Origin of the sequence: Synechococcales cyanobacterium T60_A2020_003 (assembly GCA_015272205.1) — a bacterium.
Lineage (GTDB): Bacteria > Cyanobacteriota > Cyanobacteriia > RECH01 > RECH01 > JACYMB01.
In genome coordinates this window covers 1-18752 of record JACYMB010000159.1, presented here as the reverse complement: position 1 = coordinate 18752, position 18752 = coordinate 1, and the positions used below count along the sequence as shown (strand labels likewise).

Sequence of the window (18752 nt, the reverse complement as noted above, 5' to 3'; positions counted from 1 at the left end):
GGGTATATCTCCACCATACTGAAGCTTGATTAGGGCTGAATTCGGAGCGATCGCTCGATTTTGGTCTCCGGGTTGAATCTAGCTTTTACGACAGAACTGAAGACGTTTATTTCATCATCAGATTTCTCAACGTCTACTGACACTTTATTACGGATACACGGTTACTTATGAGTCGAACTGAAACAACATCAGCATTGAAAATTATTCCGCTCGGCGGACTCCACGAAATTGGCAAAAACACTTGCGTGTTTGAAATTAACGACGAGATTTTGCTTCTCGACGCAGGCTTGGCCTTCCCAACGGACGGAATGCATGGCGTGAACTTGGTTTTGCCTGACATTACCTATCTGCGCGAAAACAGCCACAAGATTAAGGGAATGGTGGTCACCCACGGCCATGAAGACCACATTGGGGGGATCGCCTTTCACCTCAAGCAATTTGATATCCCCGTGATCTACGGCCCTCGTCTCGCGATGGCGTTGCTGGAGGATAAGCTCGAAGAAGCGGGCGTGAGCGATCGCACAGAGCTAAGAACGGTTCGCCCGCGCGATATTGTGCGAGTTGGGAAATCTTTCTTTGTCGAGTACATTCGCAACACCCACTCGATTGCCGACAGTTTCACCTTGGCGATCCATACCCCCTTGGGTGTCGTCATCCACTCAGGCGATTTCAAGGTAGACCATACCCCAGTCGATGGGGAGTTCTTTGATTTTCAGAAATTAGCAGAGTATGGCGAGAAAGGAGTGCTGTGCTTACTCAGTGACTCGACAAACTCAGAAATTCCTGGTTTTACGCCATCCGAGCGATCGGTCTTCCCGAATCTGGATCGAGTCTTCGGAAAAGCGCAGGGACGATTGATTGTCACGACCTTTGCGTCGTCCGTCCACCGGATCAACATGATTCTGGAACTGGCGGAAAAGCATAATCGGGTGGTATCGGTGCTGGGGCGTTCTATGCTGAACGTGATTGCCCATGCTCGCAACCTTGGCTATATCAAGTGTCGGGACGATTTGTTTGTGCCCTTGAACGCGGCGAATAAACTCCCTGATGAAGGCGTCTTGATTTTAACGACCGGATCGCAAGGAGAGCCGATGGCAGCGATGACCCGGATTGCGAATCAAGAGCACCGCCAAGTGAAGATCCGTGAAGGCGATACCGTGGTCTTCTCGGCAAACCCGATTCCAGGGAACACCATCGCAGTGGTCAACACGATTGACAAGCTGATGATGCTCGGTGCGAAAGTTGTCTACGGGCGCGGCGAAGGCATTCATGTTTCGGGTCACGCGTCCCAAGAGGATCAAAAGCTAATGTTGGCGCTGACCAAGCCGAAGTTCTTTGTGCCTGTACATGGCGAACACCGGATGTTGGTGAAACACTCCCAAACGGCTCAGAGCATGGGAATTCCGGCTGAAAATATGGTGATTGTGGACAACGGCGATATCGTTGAGATCACCCAAGAGTCGATTCAGATTGCCGGAAAAGTGCCATCGGGTATTGAGCTAGTCGATTCCTCGCGGGTGGGAATGGTGCAGAAGAATGTGCTGAAAGAACGTCAGCATATTGCAGAGGACGGTATCGTGACGGTTGCTCTTGCTGTGAATTGGGATGGCAAGATGATGGCTCGCCCAGAGTTGAATCTGCGGGGTGTGGCGACTACCATTGAACCTGCCCGGATGGAAACGATGGTTTTTGAGACGATTGAATCGGTTTTGAGCGATCGCTGGAAGGACGTTACTCACAGCTTTAGTCCCGATGAGCTAGACGTTGATTGGACGAAGCTTCAAGCCCAAATCGAAATGGAGATACGTCGGCTGTTGCGGCGAGAGTTAAAGAGTAATCCCCTAGTGGTCGTACTGCTGCAATCGCCGATTGAGCCTCCGGTCAAAACGTCATCGCGTCGGCAGCGCACGGCAGAAAAAGTTGCGTCCTAGATCACCTGCTTTAGGCGATCGCCCAGCGTGAGTTGCCTTGAAACACGCTAACCACATTGGCCGTTGATCCGAATTGTAGGATTGGCGGCCTTTTTAATGGGCGATCGCGCGTTCTTGCTTGGAGATGATGGTGCCTCCTTACCCTCGTAGGCTTGCGGACAAGATGAGGACTCCCTAAAAAAGTTTAGTAAGAATACGCAGCCTAAATGCCCCGGATGGGGGAATCATAGAACCGTAATGATTCATAACAATAGAAGTAAAACTCGTAGATCCCATTGATGGCGATCGCCTGAAACAACTCACCATTCGATGACATGGAATGGAATTCGCTTCAAATCCACTGTAGCTCTATGAAGACCCGTAACGATCATCGGTACCACTGCCCTGAACCTGACTTTAGTGAGGAGCGCACGATGAATAATGTTGAACCGATCTCACCGTCGAAACCCATAATTAGCTGGGGCTGGACAACTCCAGAAAACTTGAATTCCAGCAGCATTGCTACGTCTCACCGTAAACCTTCTCGGTTTGCAGTCCTTTTCACGCCTATTGATCTCCTCAAACCCTTGCGGAGTTGGTTGAACGGTATTCAGTTTTCTAATCCGCAATTTGCCCATCAAGTATGTCAACTCGTTCCGGCTCAGTGTCCGTTTGAGCGGGATGTTGCCGTGTTCGGACGTGTGATCTTCCATATCCCACCCATGTGCAAACTCAATCCTCTTTACGAAGAGATTGTTGGGCTACGATTTCGAGCGTTGTGCTATCTAGCCGATGAATGTGGAGAAGATATTTCGCGCTATTGCTAGAGCAGCCATCAATTATGGATCAAACATCTCTAGTTAGGAAGGCGTTATGACTCCGTACCCGTCGCTTGCACTACACCGGGTGGTAGCTCTAGACAATACCCTGCGCCATAGACCGTTTTAATGTACCGAGGATGCCGAGGGTCAGGCTCAAGCTTGGTGCGAAGATGACGGACATGAACGCGAATTGTTTCAATATCGTCATCGGGATCATAGCCCCATACTTCTTTCAAGATTTCACTGGGCGACACCGTTTGTCCGTGCCGCTGGAGCAAACAGTGCAGCAATTCAAACTCTAGGTGCGTAAGTTTGACCACACGATCAAACCAAATGGCTTCTAACCGTTCTGGAACCAGGGTTAAGGGCCCATAGTTCAAAATTTCTGCGTGTTTTGCGGCTTGAGGGATGCGATCGGTTCGACGTAAGAGAGCCCGCACCCGCGCCAGCATTTCTTCAACTTCAAAGGGTTTGGTCAGATAATCATCAGCCCCAGCATTAAATCCTTCAACTTTGTCTTGGGTTTGCCCCAGCGCTGTCAGCATCAATACGGGAATGTCTGCTGTCCGTTCGTCGCGGCGTAGACGCTGGCAGACGGTGAATCCATCGACTTTTGGCAGCATCAAGTCCAGCATAATCAGATCGGGCATAAGCTGAAGAGCAAGTGCCTGACCTTTTATACCATCGGATGCTTGGCTGACATCATAGCCAGCCATTTCCAGGTTCACTGCAACGAGTTCTGAAATTGCAGCATCATCATCAATAACGAGTATCCGAGGCATTGTGCGCTATAACTGAACGGCTGTATTGACTACTCAATCTTCTTACTGAATTAAGGTAGGGAAATATTGAAGACCTTATTGAGTAAGGCTAAGAATCCTGTACAGATTATAAGCATGAAATTAAGAAATTTAGAATTTTGTGGATTCAGAATCACAGTTTGATCCGAAAACATGTTGATTCTGAAACGGAATGTTACAGTTGTCCACTCTTAGATGGGCAAGGAATGCGAATGTTGGGCATGGGTCTAACGATTCACTGGATCTCGACAACGGAAGGAGCCGAGGAAGCAACTTGAGATTGTTGGTGGATCCATTCCAAGACTCGGTTCCATGCCCACCAGGGATCGGGATCCTGAAATTGCTGTTGGCAGGTTTGACTGCTGAAATAGCCGACGTGTCCTCCATAGGTTGTGAGTCTCAAGTCAATTGCCCGATTTTCAGCACTGATAGTTTGTAAATCAGGCACAATGCTGGGATCAAACATGGGATCGTCGGCTGCGTACAGGATCAAAGTAGGCTTAGTCAGATGGGGAAGACGATGGAGCGGACTAGATGCGTCGTAGTAGTCTTCCACGGAGGCAAAGTTTAATCGGCTAATAACCAGTTCATGATCAAACGCCCAAATGCTATCCACCCGTTCCAGAGCCGCACGATCGATTGAATCTGGGTGCCAACTATAAATTTGCCATGCCAATTTTTTCAATTGTCTAGTGATAGCTTGCTCCAACTGACGCCCTAGATGATTGTCCATGAGGTATTTGAGCGATCGATTGGAGTCTACGCTGGGACAAACGACAGCGCCACCGCCTAACTCTGATGATTTGAGATTGAGGTCTGCTCCCCAGACGTTAAGGGTTTGAGCCGCTTCTACGCCCCAGAGCGCTAACTGGCCACCCAGGGAATAGCCTGTAAACCAGAAAGGGGCGGGACATCCCAGCGTCTTCGCGGCGGCGGCAATACGGACAAAATCTTCGCCCTCGTATAAACCATCGGAGGTTAGGGTCGGCGATAGCTCGGCAGTTTTGCCGTGGGCGCGCCAGTCAAACAGCACGACCGCATACCCTTGGGCAAAGGCTTTCCGCCGTAGGATGTTTAAAAACCATTGATCAGATAAGCTTCCGGTAATGCCATAGGTGCCGACAATAGTTCCCTTGGGATTTTCAGGAATGGAGACCTGCCCAAAAATGGGTACCCCTCCTGCGCCAGTAAAAATATGAGGGTGATGGATCGGCTCTGGATCTGCGCTAAATTTATGCCATTCTCGACTGAGTTTTAATGCCGTGTAGAGCGTCATGGAATAGCCGTTTTTGAGGGCTACCGGAGGTTGAAAGGAAGGATGGCTCATGAAGGAATGTCAGGGACGCGGACGCTTCTAGTTTACATTTCTTTATCGAGGATCGGGGGTTAAGCGGGATCAGAGGAATGTTCGACCGATTTGAGAGCGTAGGTTCTAAACTTCTCTAAATCAGCCTGGATGTTGGATTCGACAATGCGGCCTAAAAACAAGTTGTCCATGATTTTTCCCAATGCACCAGGAATCGCGTAGGCGACGGTGAGCTTAACGATGCTGTGATCGCCGCGATCGTAGAAGCGAATCGCACCTCGATTTGGTAAGCCATCGACCGATTCCCATTGAATGATCTGATGGTGTACCAGGCGGACAATGCGAGAGAGCCAACTGAACTCAAATCCACCAGAGGCCAGTTTCCATCGGGATAAATCGGGATCCTCGTCTAGAATTTGAACCGAATCGATCCACTTCATCCAGCGGGGCATCTGCTCCAGATCTGACCACAGATCCCAGACCACCTGAATTGGCGTTTCTACCTCGATCTGAACCGTATGTTCAAGCCAGTTCGTCATAGTGCGCTTTGGGATAGGGTGGTCTCAACGACAAAAGAATCAATACTTAAAAAGTCCTACACCTTGAACCTTATATCCGGTGGGTTCAAGAATCGCGGCAGCAGCCTGCTTTCCAGAGATGGTTGCCCCCTCCATACTATCGATATAGTCCTGCTGGGTGTAGCTTCCGGCTAAGAAGAAGTTAGAAATCGGCGTTTTCTGACTGGGACGGTAGGGATCCATACCAGGGCCTTCGCGGTAAAGGGACTGTGCCAGTTTAACCACGCTATACCAGGTCATGTTGAGATCCCGCGCCGAGGGGAACAGGTCGCGAACCTGCTTCAGGGTGTGTTGGGCGATCGCCTCATTGCTTTCCTTAATAAAGGGATCACCAGGCGTCAGCACCAGTTGCAGCAGGGAGCCTTCGCCTTCGCGGTAGTAGCTGCCGGGGCTGGAAAGGGCGAGGTCGGAGAAGCAGGAGAAGTCTGCATCGGGGGTGTATAGCAGGTTGTCGATTCCTGCCGCGTGGTCAAGCTGCGTGCGTTCTTGGTCGCTATGGAGTTCGGTAACCCAGCCATCAAAGCGCAGTTGCACCGTTGCCACAGGTACAGCTTCTAGTTTGTAGATCTTGTCGAAAAAGTCGATGCTGCGCCAATCTTGGGGCAGGAGTCGCTGAATGCCGGGAACGTCGCAGGCGCAAACATAGGTGTCTGCAGTGATGGTTTCGACCTCATCCCCTTTGGCGATCGCCAAACCTGTGACTTTCAAATCCGCACCTTCGCCTTCATAGAAGACTTCCCGCACGCCACGCCGGGTGTGAACCTTTGCGCCTTTTTTCTCCAGATAATCCAAGATGGGCTGATGGAGATATTCGTGGGGTGACCCTTCCAGCATGCGCAGCACAGAGGCTTCGGTTTTGGCGGCAAAGAACTGGAAGATGGTGAGCATACACCGGGCGGAAATGTTTTCGGTGTCAATAAAGCCGAGGGCGTAGGCGATCGGGTTCCACATGCGCTTGAGGCTGCCGTTTGAGCCACCGTGCTGGCGGAACCAATCGGCAAAGCTAATATCGTCTAGTGCGCGAATGCTATTCATGGCTCCGTCAAAATCGATCAGTCCTCGCACGAGGGGACTAATGCCTAGGGCGATCGCATTTTGCGCCTTATCCCGGAGGGACAACTGGCTTGTGGTAAAGAAGGCTTTGAGTCCGTTGAAGGGAGCACCTGTGATGAAGCGAAAGTCTAGGGAACCCAATTCACCGCCGCGATTGACAAAGGTGTGGATGTGGTCTTTCAACCGCAGGTTATTGATCGCACCGACCTTTTCCATCAGCGCGAACAGGTTGTAGTAGCAGCCGAAGAAAACATGTAGCCCCATCTCAATATGGTTGCCGTCGGGATCGACCCAACTACCCACCTTGCCGCCCACGAATGGACGAGATTCAAAGATTTCGACTTCGTGTCCTGCATCGACTAGCTCCACGGCTGTCGCCAATCCGGCCAAGCCTGCCCCAACGATCGCAACCCGCATCTGTGTTCTCTGCTCTTCTTAAATTCTTTACATATTTTAATGGATCGTGGAGGCGCGATCGCACCCTTGTAGAAAGAAGCTCAGGACTGGGGAACAGGGGAGACGGGTTGGAATCATATTGGCTTTGCGGGGATCAAAGCCAGGTGGGAAGATGGTTTGGGCGTTATAGGTTGCGCCATCGAGATGGGTATTCGTGAGGATTGCGCCTGTGAGATTGGCTCCCTCTAGAGGGGTGGATCCGCCAAGGTTATCGCGTCTGAGGTTAGCTCCCTCTAGATTTGCGTTGACTAAATTGGCTTCTTTTAAGTCTGCGCCTTGAAGATTTGCATTCTTGAGATTTGCCCCTTCGAGGTTGGCCTGGAACAGAATGGCTCAGTAGAGGTCGATTCTTTCCATATCCATACCTGCTAACTGTGCGCCTGTTAATTCAGCCCCTTCCATGACCGCACCTCGAAGTCCCAAGGTTGCATCGGAACTAGCATATCGCTTTAAGACTTCGCCAAACCTATCTCGAATCTCAATGATGGTGCTCATGACGGGGGGATAGGGACTGATGGGCGATCGCTTACCTTTTTCAAAATTACTCAAATATACGTGATGTGCGCCGTTTACCGAGCCCTTGGCAAAGACTGCCCCTACCCTAGCCCCTTGGGAGAGGGAACCAGAACGATCCGAAAGCGCTTCCTCTTGGGGATAAGGGTTGGGATGAGAGTTGCACATCGTGTCAGCTTATTAATTTCCGAGGCTCGTTGAGACAAACCGGACAACTGAAATGAAGATGTTGAGTGAGTAATTTAAGTTCAGGCTCCGAGAATTAGCGAGTATCTGGCTTGTACAAATCTCTCTTTTTGGATACGTTCATGTGATCGCTTAGATTGACGATTGGTAATTACTCGAAATCTAGGATGCGATCGCCCTTAATTCAGTTTTAAAGTACCGATAATGGTTTTGATTAAAGTTGATAAATATGAGCTATAAAGACATCTTATTATGCGGCGGCTGAGTCAATTTACTGTCAGCCTAACTATGGTTATGATAGAAATGTGCTTGCAATTAGAATTTTATAATTAAGTTTTTATTAGGTATTCATAAGCAATTCAAAATTTACTGTGATACTCCTAGGATTTAGAATTTAGTTATGCAAATTTAAGTCAATTTCATATGTTCAAAAGTCTGAAGAATGAACGCTTAGCGTAATGCTTACCTGGGGAAGTATTCGATTGCTGCTTCCTCTCTGCAGTTTTGTGAACTCATTAACCCGCATTTCCAACGTCTAAAATTTTTCTTTTTACTATGGAAATAGACGCTAGATCAGCGGGTCTAACAAGTATTTCAATGATGACGAAATACTTGTTCACAAGACTCTATGTATGTGAGCAATTGCCCTTCTCGTGAAAGGCAAATTCTTTTCTAGATGTTGAAGATGTGCGATCGTCAATCCATCTATAACTTCAATATCGGTGCAATGCGGCTTAGCTGATCAATAGAATAATTGGCTACGTATTTTAATGCCTTAATTAAACCTCAACTGAAGGGATGTTCTAGTCATTAAAGCTCGTAGTCGAATCTCGGTCGGTCTTCGTGTTACTACACTTTTAAATCTGTCAACTCTTTCATTGTAATCTGTTCAACTTGTGTGAGGATGTATCGTGGCCTATTCCGTTTCGTCGATTACTCAACTGCTTGTTTTAAGTGCGCTTGCTAGCCTTTTAGAGCCTCTAGCGTTTGCGTCGGTAGCACAGGCTAATCCCCTCCAGACTGCCAGCAATTCCCCGGTTGAAAGCACAACCAGTGCAGTATCTGAAATGCCTGCACCGACTACACCTGCATCATCCACAAACTCTTTTACACCGATCAATGCTCCAATCTTGGGTGTATCGGATCTAGAAAGTGCGCCGTTGGGTAATTTATCTCCATCACCCGCATCTTCATTCAATCCTGGGCATTTAATCCTGGGACAGATTACTTCCGTCACCCAGCTTTCGGATGTACAACCCACAGACTGGGCGTATCAAGCCCTTCAATCCCTGGTTGAACGCTATGGTTGTATCGTAGGTTATCCTGACAGTACCTACCGTGGAAATAACGCCCTTACTCGCTTTGAGTTTGCCGCTGGTTTAAATGCCTGTCTTGACCGTATTAATGAGATCATTGCGTCTGGTCTCGCGGATGTCGCAACTCGTGAAGACCTAGAGACCGTTCAACGATTGCAAGAAGAATTCGCAGCAGAACTAGCCATGCTGCGAGGCCGAGTGGATGCATTAGAAGCTCGAACGGACGAGTTAGAAGCGAACCAATTCTCCACCACCACGAAACTCAATGGAGAAGTGATCTTTAGTATTGCGGCGGCATCAGGAGCCTACCCCGGTGCGGGCGATCCAGATGCAACCCCAGCCATCCTCAGCCATACCGATGGGGCACCCGGTGATGATGCTCAATTTGCATTGTTTCAACGCACTCGCCTCAACCTCACCACCAGCTTTACGGGCAGTGACCTCTTGATTACCGGATTGCAATCCTACAATTACTTAAGCGACCCCAGCAGCATCCAGGGAACACTGGGCTATACCGATGTTTTGGGGTTGAATGCTAGCCAAGTGCGCTTAAATACTGAACCCCAATTTCCTGGCATTAATCCTCAAACCTTTACCCCCAATACGGCCAACGACTTCCGGTTATATAAGTTGCTGTATATTTTCCCCAGCGGACTGGACAACTTGACTCTCTTTGCAGGCACGAATGCAGAAACAACCGATGCCTTCCCTGCGATTACTCCCTTTGCGAGCGATACCCAGGGAGCCATTTCCCGATTTGCAGGATATAACGCAGCCGTTCGTGTATCAGGGGGAACGTCGGGAACGGGTTTAGCCTCTGCTTTTGGCTTGATTTGGACACCATCGCCTGTCGTTGATTTTCGAGCCTTGTACGGTAGTGTGAATGCGGCGCTTCCCCAAAATAATCCCCTCACTGGAGAGTCGCTTGCCTCTGGTGATGTCACTCCTCTAGGTGCTGGACTGTTCAATGGAAGCTCGGTCGCTGCGGCTCAGCTTACCCTCAGCCCTTCATCTAACTTTGAGCTCGGCATTAACTACGCCCATAGCTACCATCAGATCAATATTCTGGGAACGGGATTGACATCAGCCGATATTGGCTCTGTGTTATTCAATCCAGCAAGTCGTTGTGACACCGTAGGCTTTGGTGCAGCGGCAGGTGGCTTTGGGTGCTCGGCAACCGACGGTGGAGACTTTGATCGAGGGGCAACCCTAGTGACGATTGGGAGTGAACCCATTCGAATGAATTCTATCGGTGCAAGTATGAGCTGGCGTCTGACGGACAAGCTGACCTTTGCTGCATCTGGGGCGTATATCTTTGCAGACTTGGTTAACGTGAATGCCTCTACCGACTTCAGTAGTTGGATGGTGGGACTCCATGCTCAAGATATTTTTGGTGAAAGCAATACGGCGGGTCTGATCTTTGGTAAGCCACTGTCGCGGGTTTCAACGGGGGGTGAAGCGTTAGATCGATTTGAGAATGCCACACCTTTGCACCTAGAGGGCTATCTATCCTTTCAGGTGAACGATCACATCAATATTACGCCTGGTGTATTTGTTTTGTTTAATCCTGAAGGATATAGTGGTAACAACACGGTCACCACAGGCGTATTGAGAACGTCCTTCACGTTTTAAATCCCAAGGATGACCATGGTTGACGTATCTCCATTCCTAACATTGGGGGTATCTATAGGGAGCAACAGACTTTACTCCGAGATAGGTGGCGTAGCCTTCTCTACTCCTGCGCGATTGTAGAGGGTTGGTAGGATCATTGAAGGCGCGTTTAGAATGGGGGTAGGAGTAAAATCCTGGTGTGGCTTTTGCTCCTATCCCCCTAACCGTTTTGACGATTGCCATACTAAGATGTGGGTGGAATTAGCGAGTGGGTTAGAGGGAGTATGCAACGGCCTAGAAGACGCAGGCTGGAGTAATTATTTAACTGTTTGGATGATTTTACGCTAATACATGGGCGATCGCCCCAGCCCCTCTTGCAGCCCAGTGATGAAGACCCTTGATGATGCAATTGAGACCGTGATGGCAACACGGGGGCAATGTCCCAAGGATCGAGCCGTGCTAGTCGCCATTTCGGGAATAGACGGATCTGGTAAGGGATATTTGTCCAAGAACATGGTCTCTAAACTTGAACAACGATGTCTACGAACAGCATTGATTCATGGTGATGGATGGCTAAATTTACCGGATCTGCGCTTTAGTCAGATCCATCCTGCCGATCATTTTTACCAGCACGCTATTCGGTTTGATGAACTCTTCGATCAACTTGTGTTTCCGCTACGAGACCAGCGATCGCTCTGCATTGACGCTAATTATGTTGAAGAGACAGCAACAGCGTATCAAACCTATCGGTATCAATTTGAAGAGATAGACATTATTCTTCTAGAAGGTATCTATTTGTTGAAGCGAGCGTTTCAATCCTATTACGATTTATCCTTCTGGATTGAATATAGTTTTGAGACAGCTCTAGAAAGGGCGATCGCGCGTTCCCAAGAGGGGCTATCGTCCGAGGAGACGATTCAGGCATACCAAACGATCTATTTCCCGGCTCAACGTATCCACTTTAAACGCGATCAGCCCCAGACCGCCGCAACTGCCACGATTCGCAATGACAAAAGGCTAGGAGGTCAGGTCTAGACCAAAATCCTAGCCTTTGTTGTGGGTCAATCTATTCCCACTCGATGGTTCCAGGAGGCTTGGACGTAATGTCGTACACGACTCGGTTTACCCCGTCTACCTCGTTCACAATCCGATTCGAGATAGTTTCTAAGAGATCGTAGGGAACCCGAGACCAGTCTGCCGTCATACCATCTTCGCTCGATACAAAGCGCAGCACAATGGGATAGGCATAGGTGCGCTGATCGCCCATAACCCCGACACTCCGCACCGGGAGCAGCACAGCAAACGCCTGCCAGTAGTCGTGATAGACGCCGCGACGATTCACCTCTTGGCGCACAATGTAGTCGGCATCGCGAAGAATATCGAGTTTTTCTGCGGTGACTTCTCCCAGAATCCGAATGGCTAAACCAGGGCCAGGGAAGGGATGACGCTGCACAATTTCTTCAGGGAGTCCGATGGATCGTCCCACATTTCGCACTTCGTCTTTGAATAGTTTCCGCAGAGGTTCTACGAGCTTGAAACGGAGGTCTTTGGGCAATCCACCGACATTGTGGTGACTCTTGATCTTAACCGCAACCCGCTCACCTGTTTTAGGATCAACGTTGGTGTCTGCGGATTCGATCACGTCTGGATAGAGCGTTCCTTGAGCCAGATAGTCAAAGGGGCCCAGCCGACGGGACTCTTCTTCAAAGACTTGAATAAATTCATGCCCAATGCGGCGACGCTTCTCTTCTGGATCGGTGACACCTTCAACCTTTTTCAGAAAGCGATCGCGGGCTTGGACGTAGACTACCGGAATGTGGAACTGCTCTTCAAAGAGTTTGACCAGACGTTCCGGCTCAGCTTTTCGCATAAAGCCTTGGTCGATAAAAACACACGTCAACTGATCCCCGATCGCCCGATGGAGCAGAAACGCCAAAGTGGATGAATCCACACCGCCCGATAGAGCCAGCAGGACTCGCTTATCGCCAACTTGGGCGCGGATTTCACGAACGGCATCTTCGACGAAGGCTTCAGTTGTCCAGGTGGGTTCGCAATCGCAGATGTGGTACACAAAGTTGCGGATTAGCGCTTGCCCCCCGATGGAATGAACCACTTCCGGATGGAACTGAACGCCGTAGAGTTTTTTCTCATGGTGGGCGATCGCCGCGCTGGGGGTGTTGTCCGTATGGGCCAGTACCTCAAAGCCTTCGGGGAGGTTCATCACCGAATCCCCGTGGCTCATCCACATGGTGGTGCCGTTGTCTACGTTGGTGAATAAATCGGTGGGATCGTCAATAAAGAGAGCGGCCTTTCCATACTCTCCCCGATCCGCCCGATCAACATGGCCACCAAGCTGTTGCACCATCAACTGCATGCCATAGCAAACGCCCAGAATGGGGAGTCCCATTGACCAAATTTCCGGATCGCAGTGGGGTGCACCCTCGTCGTAGACGGAGTTGGGGCCACCGGAGAGGATGATTCCCTTGGGATTAAGGGCGCGGAGTTGATCGGCAGTTGTGCGGTAGGAGAGCACCTCGGAATAGACTTGGGTTTCCCGAATGCGGCGAGCAATAAGCTCAGAGTACTGAGAACCAAAATCGAGGATGACAATCATCTGGCGATCGAATTGTTGGACGGATGCAGGTGCTTCCTTTTCTTGCGTGGGGATAGTCACGGGATATTGCCTGTAGAACGTAGAGTTGAACGGAGGATAGATGAGAAAATGCGGCGATCGCCAAAACTATTGCTTTAAGGTTCAAATTTACCCTGGATTCGGGTAACCGTAACCGATTGCAATAGGTTGTAAGGATCGCGAATGGGGAGGTAGCCTTTAGAGGGTTTGCTCCCTAAGGTGCTGTTGAACGTAGCAAAGATACAGACTCCTGAAGTTAATCAATTTTGAAAGTGAAAATAAAAGAAGCGCTTACCGAGCCAAAAAGTTGTATAGAAATTTATTGTTAAGGTATTAGTTTACCAAACTTATCATTCTTTCTGCCGACGGAAAAAGCAGAGAACTCGCCTGGACAGCCCAGTGAATTCCTTGGAAGAAACTTACCGCAGGGATTCCGATTTTTAAGAACTTGTTATGTCAACTTAATGTCTTGTCCGTTCAGGCGCGATAAAAGCTGAGTGCCGATGACGCTAGCTACCAAGATGGAGCGATCGCGGTCAAACAAAATTGTACCGACGGCAACCGGTCGATCGCTATGGGTCTGGATATACGCCGCCGCTCGTTGATCAATCTCGTGGGCGATCGCCCCATACACGGCCTGTACCCATTCCGTTCCCGCTTCCCTGTCCCGTTCCCGCAAAATGCTGAGTGCAGCTTCCGCAGTGGGCGCGTGGAAAATCGCTTGGGTATCGATGGTGGTCATGCCTGCGACGGCACAAAATGCGGTGAGGATGGCTTGGCGTGCGTCGGCGACATGGTGGTGGGTGTGAAATACTCCTCCGGCTAATTTCAACAGTTTGCCATGGTAGCCAAACAGCAGAATGGACTGAACGCCCTGCATCCCCGCTTCCACGAGCATTGGGCCAAGCCAGTTGGCAGTCTTAATCAGGCGATCGCCCTCAATTCCTAGCTTTTTCGCCAAATCTAGCCCATTCTCACCGATGCAGAACACCAATCCGTCGTAGTACTCCTGTTTACTGCGCAGAATTTGGCGATAGTCCTCTAACTGTCCGGGAGCGCTCAGGGGCTGGGCGATCCCCGATGTGCCAAGGAGCGATAGTCCGTCCACAACCCCAAAGGCCGCATTGGATGTGCGTTTAGCGAGCGATCGCCCCTCTGGCAAGATAATCGTGACTCGCAGTGTGCGATCAGTCGGCAGCCAACGGGACAGATTTTCCAGGAGCGATCGCCGCGCATAGGCGTAAATTGCAGCCTGATCGCCCGCTTGATGGCGACCAATTCCCTCACCCCCCAGGATCTCGATGGATTCCTGCTGATCCGCTGCGCTCCATTCCACCATGGCCCAGATCGGGGTGTTTCGCGTGAGATCCAGATTATCGCCGGGATCGCTGCGGGTAATGGCGATCGCCGCATCGGGACGGAGTCGAGCCACCTGCTCAATCGGGATGGTCACGGGTTCTGGAGGGGTTAGGAGATCAACCTCCACAGCGGGCAGAGTTTCCAGCGATTCAGTGAGCCAACGCAAGGCCGCGATCGCCGCCGCTGTGGCAAAAACGGGGAGGGTGTATCCGGGGCGAGGACTAGAAAAGGTCATGGCAAACGGTGAAAGGGAATGGAACGGTACATACTTAGGTTAAACTCAGCAACACCCTTTACAGTTCGTTAGGATGAAACCACCGTCATCGCAGACGCCATCAACACCCGCTATGAACACCATTGATTACCTTCGCATTAGCCTGATCGATCGCTGTAATTTTCAGTGTCAGTATTGTATGCCCGAAGGAGTCGATCTCCAGTATGCGCTGCGGGAGGATATTTTAACGGCGGATGAACTCCTGACCTTGCTGCGCGAGGTGTTTATTCCCTGTGGCTTTACCCGATTTCGGTTGACCGGAGGCGAACCGCTCCTGCGACCGGGGGTGGTGGATTTAGTGCGGGCGATCGCCCAGTTTCCAGAAACCCAAGACCTCGCCATGACCACGAACGGGTTCCTGCTGGCGGATATGGCACAAGATTTATACAGTGCCGGACTTCGCCGCATTAACATCAGCCTGGACTCTCTTGACCCGGCAACCTTTGACGCCATCATTGGCAATCGTGGGCGATCGCGCTGGCAGCAGGTGTGGGACGGTATTCAAGCGGCCTACCGGACTGGGTTCATTCCGTTAAAGCTAAACGTCGTCGTGATTCCGGGGGTGAACGATCAGGAAGTGCTAGACTTGGCAGCCCTCACCCTCGATCGGGAGTGGCATGTTCGGTTTATCGAGTTCATGCCAATCGGGAATGATGCCCTATTTCAAAACCGGGGCTGGGTGGCCTCGGAAGAACTGCGCCAGCACATCCGCGATCGCTGGGGACTGACCGACGGGCAAGTGCGCGGTAATGGCCCAGCGGATGTCTTTCGGATTCCAGGGGCGAAGGGTACTCTGGGATTTATTAGCCAGATGTCGGAATGTTTTTGCGATCGCTGCAACCGGATGCGGCTGTCAGCCGATGGCTGGTTGCGCCCCTGTTTACTGAACGAAATGGGACAACTGGATCTCCGGAGTGCCCTGCGATCGGGGGTTCCGCTGGATACGATTCGGGAAAATGTAGAGGCGCTAGTTCACCTAAAACCAGAGATTAACTATAAACAGCGAGAATCTGGCACCACCGGAGCCTACGCTCGAACCATGTCCCAAATTGGGGGCTAACCTCGCACTGTTGAGTTTCCTATCATGGGCATAGAAAGAAGTTATTGCCCTAAAAAGTAGGATTGATAAATAAGCCCGTTAATATAGCTCTGGTTATATGCATTTTTGCTATGAATGTGGGCACGATCTTGTAAGTTGATGCGGGGTCACTGTAGGGTGTACTCTAATGAGCATAAAATTTAGATTAAGTTTTAAACTACTGGCTCAGAAAATTTGATAAGAGCTGACGGTCGGCTAAAAGCTGACACCACTGAACGAGGAGATAAACGTTACTATGCCGCAACTTGAGCTAAGTCCAGATCTTGATTTCCAGAGTGAGGCTTACAAAGACGCTTACAGTCGGATTAACGCCATCGTGATTGAAGGTGAGAACGAGGCCGTTGAAAATTACAAAGCCCTTGCGACCCTTATTCCAGACCAGGCGGAAGAGCTGATTAAGCTATCCAAAATGGAAGGCCGCCACATGAAAGGGTTTCAAGCCTGCGGACGTAACCTAGACGTTACGCCGGATATGGACTTTGCGCGGGAGTTCTTCGCGGATCTGCACCGCAACTTTCAGGACGCAGCGGCGGAAGGACGCATTGTCACCTGTCTGCTCATCCAGTCGCTCATTATTGAGTGTTTTGCGATCGCCGCTTACAACATTTATATTCCCGTTGCGGACGATTTTGCTCGCAAGATTACGGAAGGGGTCGTTAAGGACGAATACCTTCACCTCAACTTTGGCGAAGAATGGCTGAAGGCTAATTTTGAAGCCTCTAAAGAGGAGCTAGAAGCCGCGAACCGTCAAAATCTGCCCTTAGTTTGGCGAATGCTGAACCAAGTTGAAGATGATGCCCGTGCCCTAGCGATGGAGAAAGAAGCACTTGTAGAAGACTTCATGATCAGCTACGGTGAAGCGCTCAGCAACATTGGGTTTACAACCCGCGACATCATGCGGATGTCGGCTTACGGTCTCCAGGCTGCCTAAGCGTTTGATCACCGTTCTAGCAAGGATTTGATTCAGAGATCGGGGTACTCCACTAGGGGGATCCCGATTTTCATTTTTCGTACAACTGCTGATGATCTGGCGGTGGTGAGCGCAAAGGGATCAACGGCTGAAGCAAAAATCGATATAACCCAGGCGCTGCTTAGGGTTTACCTAAGTACCCTAGCACTGAGACTACAATAAAGCTATTCCAAGAGGGACTCCCAAGGGATGGTCTATGGTTCAAACACCCATCGAACCCCAGTATTTATATCCGGACTCCGACGGTAAACCGATGGCTGACAATACCATTCAATATCGCTGGATTGTGCGTCTGGTGGCGAATCTCAAGCATCTGTTTAAGGGACAAGCCGTTTTCGTAGCTGGAGATTTACTGTGGTATCCGCAACAGGTGACCGTGCCTCCTGCCCCGGCCCAAGCTCCAGATGTGATGGTGGTCTTTGGGCGTCCAGAGGGCGATCGCGGTAGCTATAAGCAATGGGAAGAAGACAACATTGCGCCCCAAGTGGTCTTTGAAATTTTGTCGCCCAGTAATAGCGCACGGGAAATGCTGAATAAGCAGGTGTTCTATCGGGAATATGGGGTTCTGGAAATGTTTTTCTATGATCCCGACTCTCACGACTTTTGGGGGATGGTGCGACCGGATTTGGAGCATGAGTTTTCGCCAATCACGGCTCTAAACTTTCCCTGGACTTCACCAACATTAGGGATTCGGTTTGAAATGTTTAACGACGGATTGGCCGTTTTCCATCCCAACGGGGAGCCATTCAAAGATCCCGATGAAATTTTCGAGGAGCGGGATCAGGTTCGCCAGGAACGCGACCAGGTTCGCCAGGAACGTGACCAAGCTCAGCAGGAACGCGATCGCGCCTTTGCGAAACTGCGAGAACTGGGAATTGAGCCAGCGGAGTTATAACCTTGATGACATTGGGGGAGTGCTCTAAACCTTTCCTAATAGAGGGTTTAGCGTATAACGCTGTTTAGTAGGAGTCACGATGCAGCCGCAGACCGCGCCAGAGTCGAAAATTTCAACAACCGCAATCCCTGCAACGAACTGGGGGGCGAAAGCGTTCCTATGGGGTTCATGGGTCGTGTATGTGGGCTATTTGTTGCTGAGTGAATGGCCGCCCGGAGAGTCGTTGTTGCATACGCGACCCGAAACCTTACAGATGGCCATGGATCTGAGCCTGAACTTTTGGTTTGTGATGCCAATGCTCTTTCCGCAGATTGCGCCTGTGATGCATCCAGCCTTGGAAGCCCTATTCAATATCGTGGTGGCATGGGGACTGTTATTTTGGGGCTTTGCCATTGATGGTCGCCAGCAACGAGTCCCCATCGTTCCATTTCTAGTGGGAACCGCGTTTTTAACGAACGTGTTTTATCTGCCCTGGTTAGCCATCCGTCGTCCTAATCCTATCCCTCCCCCATTGCCCTTGACTCGCTTCGAAACGGTGGGCGAAAGTCGGGTATGGCCGTGGCTATTGCTGGGTGTGTTTGGAGCGTCCTGCGTGTGGGGTGCGATCGCCCGTCCTGAATTTGGGGATCTTTTGGCTCGATGGATCGCTTTGGTGGATCTGGTAAAGAGCGATCGCCTTGCCTACTCGTTCTTTATCGATCTGTTGGTCTTCTGGGGGTTTCAGTCCTGGTTGGTTAAGGATGATATGGCACGCCGCCAGTGGCACAGTCCCTCGATGCTTTGGCTGACTCGGTTACTGCCGTTTTTAGGACTCGTGATCTATTTTCTGCGTCGGCCTCGATTGGGGGGCGATCGCCGATGTAGCAGCGAACTAGCAGCTCAAAACGGCGTTGTTGCATGAAAGAGGGGTTGCGGGCAGGAGAGGCATGGTAAATTTCAGTTATCACATATAAAACCTGCCATGAAACCTCAA

The 18752-nt window shown here is 50.4% G+C and carries 16 protein-coding genes; 8 read left to right on the top strand and 8 right to left on the bottom strand.

Annotation, left to right across the window (positions count from 1 at the left end):
- The first annotated feature begins 167 nt into the window (after positions 1-167).
- Positions 168-1931 (top strand): ribonuclease J, encoded by a 1764-nt coding sequence (locus tag IGR76_08460; protein ID MBF2078539.1) that lies wholly within the window; start codon positions 168-170, stop codon positions 1929-1931.
- Positions 1932-2344: 413 nt separating this feature from the next.
- Entirely contained in the window at positions 2345-2737 is a 393-nt protein-coding gene (locus IGR76_08455) for a Mo-dependent nitrogenase C-terminal domain-containing protein (GenBank protein ID MBF2078538.1), read from the top strand.
- Between the two features lie 44 nt (positions 2738-2781).
- Here IGR76_08455 and IGR76_08450 read toward each other — a convergent pair whose 3' ends face one another.
- From IGR76_08450 to IGR76_08425, 6 genes are all read right to left on the bottom strand, one after another.
- Positions 2782-3513 carry a response regulator transcription factor gene (locus IGR76_08450; GenBank protein ID MBF2078537.1) on the bottom strand — a complete coding sequence of 244 codons (732 nt, stop codon included), beginning with the start codon at positions 3511-3513 and terminating at the stop codon, positions 2782-2784.
- A gap of 253 nt (positions 3514-3766) precedes the next feature.
- Positions 3767-4858 carry an alpha/beta fold hydrolase gene (locus IGR76_08445; GenBank protein ID MBF2078536.1) on the bottom strand — a complete coding sequence of 364 codons (1092 nt, stop codon included), beginning with the start codon at positions 4856-4858 and terminating at the stop codon, positions 3767-3769.
- Between the two features lie 59 nt (positions 4859-4917).
- The gene (locus IGR76_08440) at positions 4918-5376 is read right to left on the bottom strand and encodes an SRPBCC family protein (protein ID MBF2078535.1); all 459 of its coding nucleotides are present in this window, start codon (positions 5374-5376) and stop codon (positions 4918-4920) included.
- A 39-nt stretch (positions 5377-5415) separates the two neighbouring features.
- Entirely contained in the window at positions 5416-6885 is a 1470-nt protein-coding gene (gene zds, locus IGR76_08435) for a 9,9'-di-cis-zeta-carotene desaturase (protein MBF2078534.1), read from the bottom strand.
- A gap of 36 nt (positions 6886-6921) precedes the next feature.
- A complete protein-coding gene (locus IGR76_08430) occupies positions 6922-7254 on the bottom strand; it encodes a pentapeptide repeat-containing protein (GenBank protein MBF2078533.1) in 333 nt (110 codons plus the stop codon).
- Between the two features lie 3 nt (positions 7255-7257).
- Positions 7258-7605 carry a hypothetical protein gene (locus IGR76_08425; GenBank protein MBF2078532.1) on the bottom strand — a complete coding sequence of 116 codons (348 nt, stop codon included), beginning with the start codon at positions 7603-7605 and terminating at the stop codon, positions 7258-7260.
- Positions 7606-8690: 1085 nt separating this feature from the next.
- On the opposite strand from IGR76_08425, the gene IGR76_08420 reads away from it, so the two are divergent.
- Entirely contained in the window at positions 8691-10571 is a 1881-nt protein-coding gene (locus IGR76_08420) for a carbohydrate porin (GenBank protein MBF2078531.1), read from the top strand.
- 399 nt (positions 10572-10970) lie between these two features.
- Positions 10971-11585 carry a uridine kinase gene (locus IGR76_08415; protein ID MBF2078530.1) on the top strand — a complete coding sequence of 205 codons (615 nt, stop codon included), beginning with the start codon at positions 10971-10973 and terminating at the stop codon, positions 11583-11585.
- A 31-nt stretch (positions 11586-11616) separates the two neighbouring features.
- On the opposite strand, the gene guaA is transcribed toward IGR76_08415, so the two are convergent.
- Together guaA and IGR76_08405 are read right to left on the bottom strand one after the other, a co-directional pair.
- Entirely contained in the window at positions 11617-13164 is a 1548-nt protein-coding gene (gene guaA, locus IGR76_08410) for a glutamine-hydrolyzing GMP synthase (GenBank protein ID MBF2078529.1), read from the bottom strand.
- A 469-nt stretch (positions 13165-13633) separates the two neighbouring features.
- On the bottom strand, positions 13634-14776 hold the full coding sequence (locus IGR76_08405) for a cobalt-precorrin-5B (C(1))-methyltransferase (protein MBF2078528.1): 1143 nt from the start codon (positions 14774-14776) through the stop codon (positions 13634-13636).
- Between the two features lie 112 nt (positions 14777-14888).
- Between IGR76_08405 and moaA the strand changes: the two genes are divergently transcribed.
- The 4 genes from moaA (at position 14889) to IGR76_08385 (ending at position 18680) form a co-directional block, all read left to right on the top strand.
- Positions 14889-15875, top strand: coding sequence for a GTP 3',8-cyclase MoaA (gene moaA, locus IGR76_08400; protein ID MBF2078527.1), 987 nt, complete (start codon positions 14889-14891; stop codon positions 15873-15875).
- A 274-nt stretch (positions 15876-16149) separates the two neighbouring features.
- Positions 16150-16845, top strand: coding sequence for an aldehyde oxygenase (deformylating) (locus IGR76_08395; protein ID MBF2078526.1), 696 nt, complete (start codon positions 16150-16152; stop codon positions 16843-16845).
- Between the two features lie 235 nt (positions 16846-17080).
- Positions 17081-17779, top strand: coding sequence for a Uma2 family endonuclease (locus tag IGR76_08390; protein ID MBF2078525.1), 699 nt, complete (start codon positions 17081-17083; stop codon positions 17777-17779).
- Positions 17780-17858: 79 nt separating this feature from the next.
- Positions 17859-18680, top strand: a complete 822-nt coding sequence (locus IGR76_08385; GenBank protein MBF2078524.1) for a hypothetical protein — start codon at positions 17859-17861, stop codon at positions 18678-18680.
- The last annotated feature ends 72 nt before the right edge of the window (positions 18681-18752 follow it).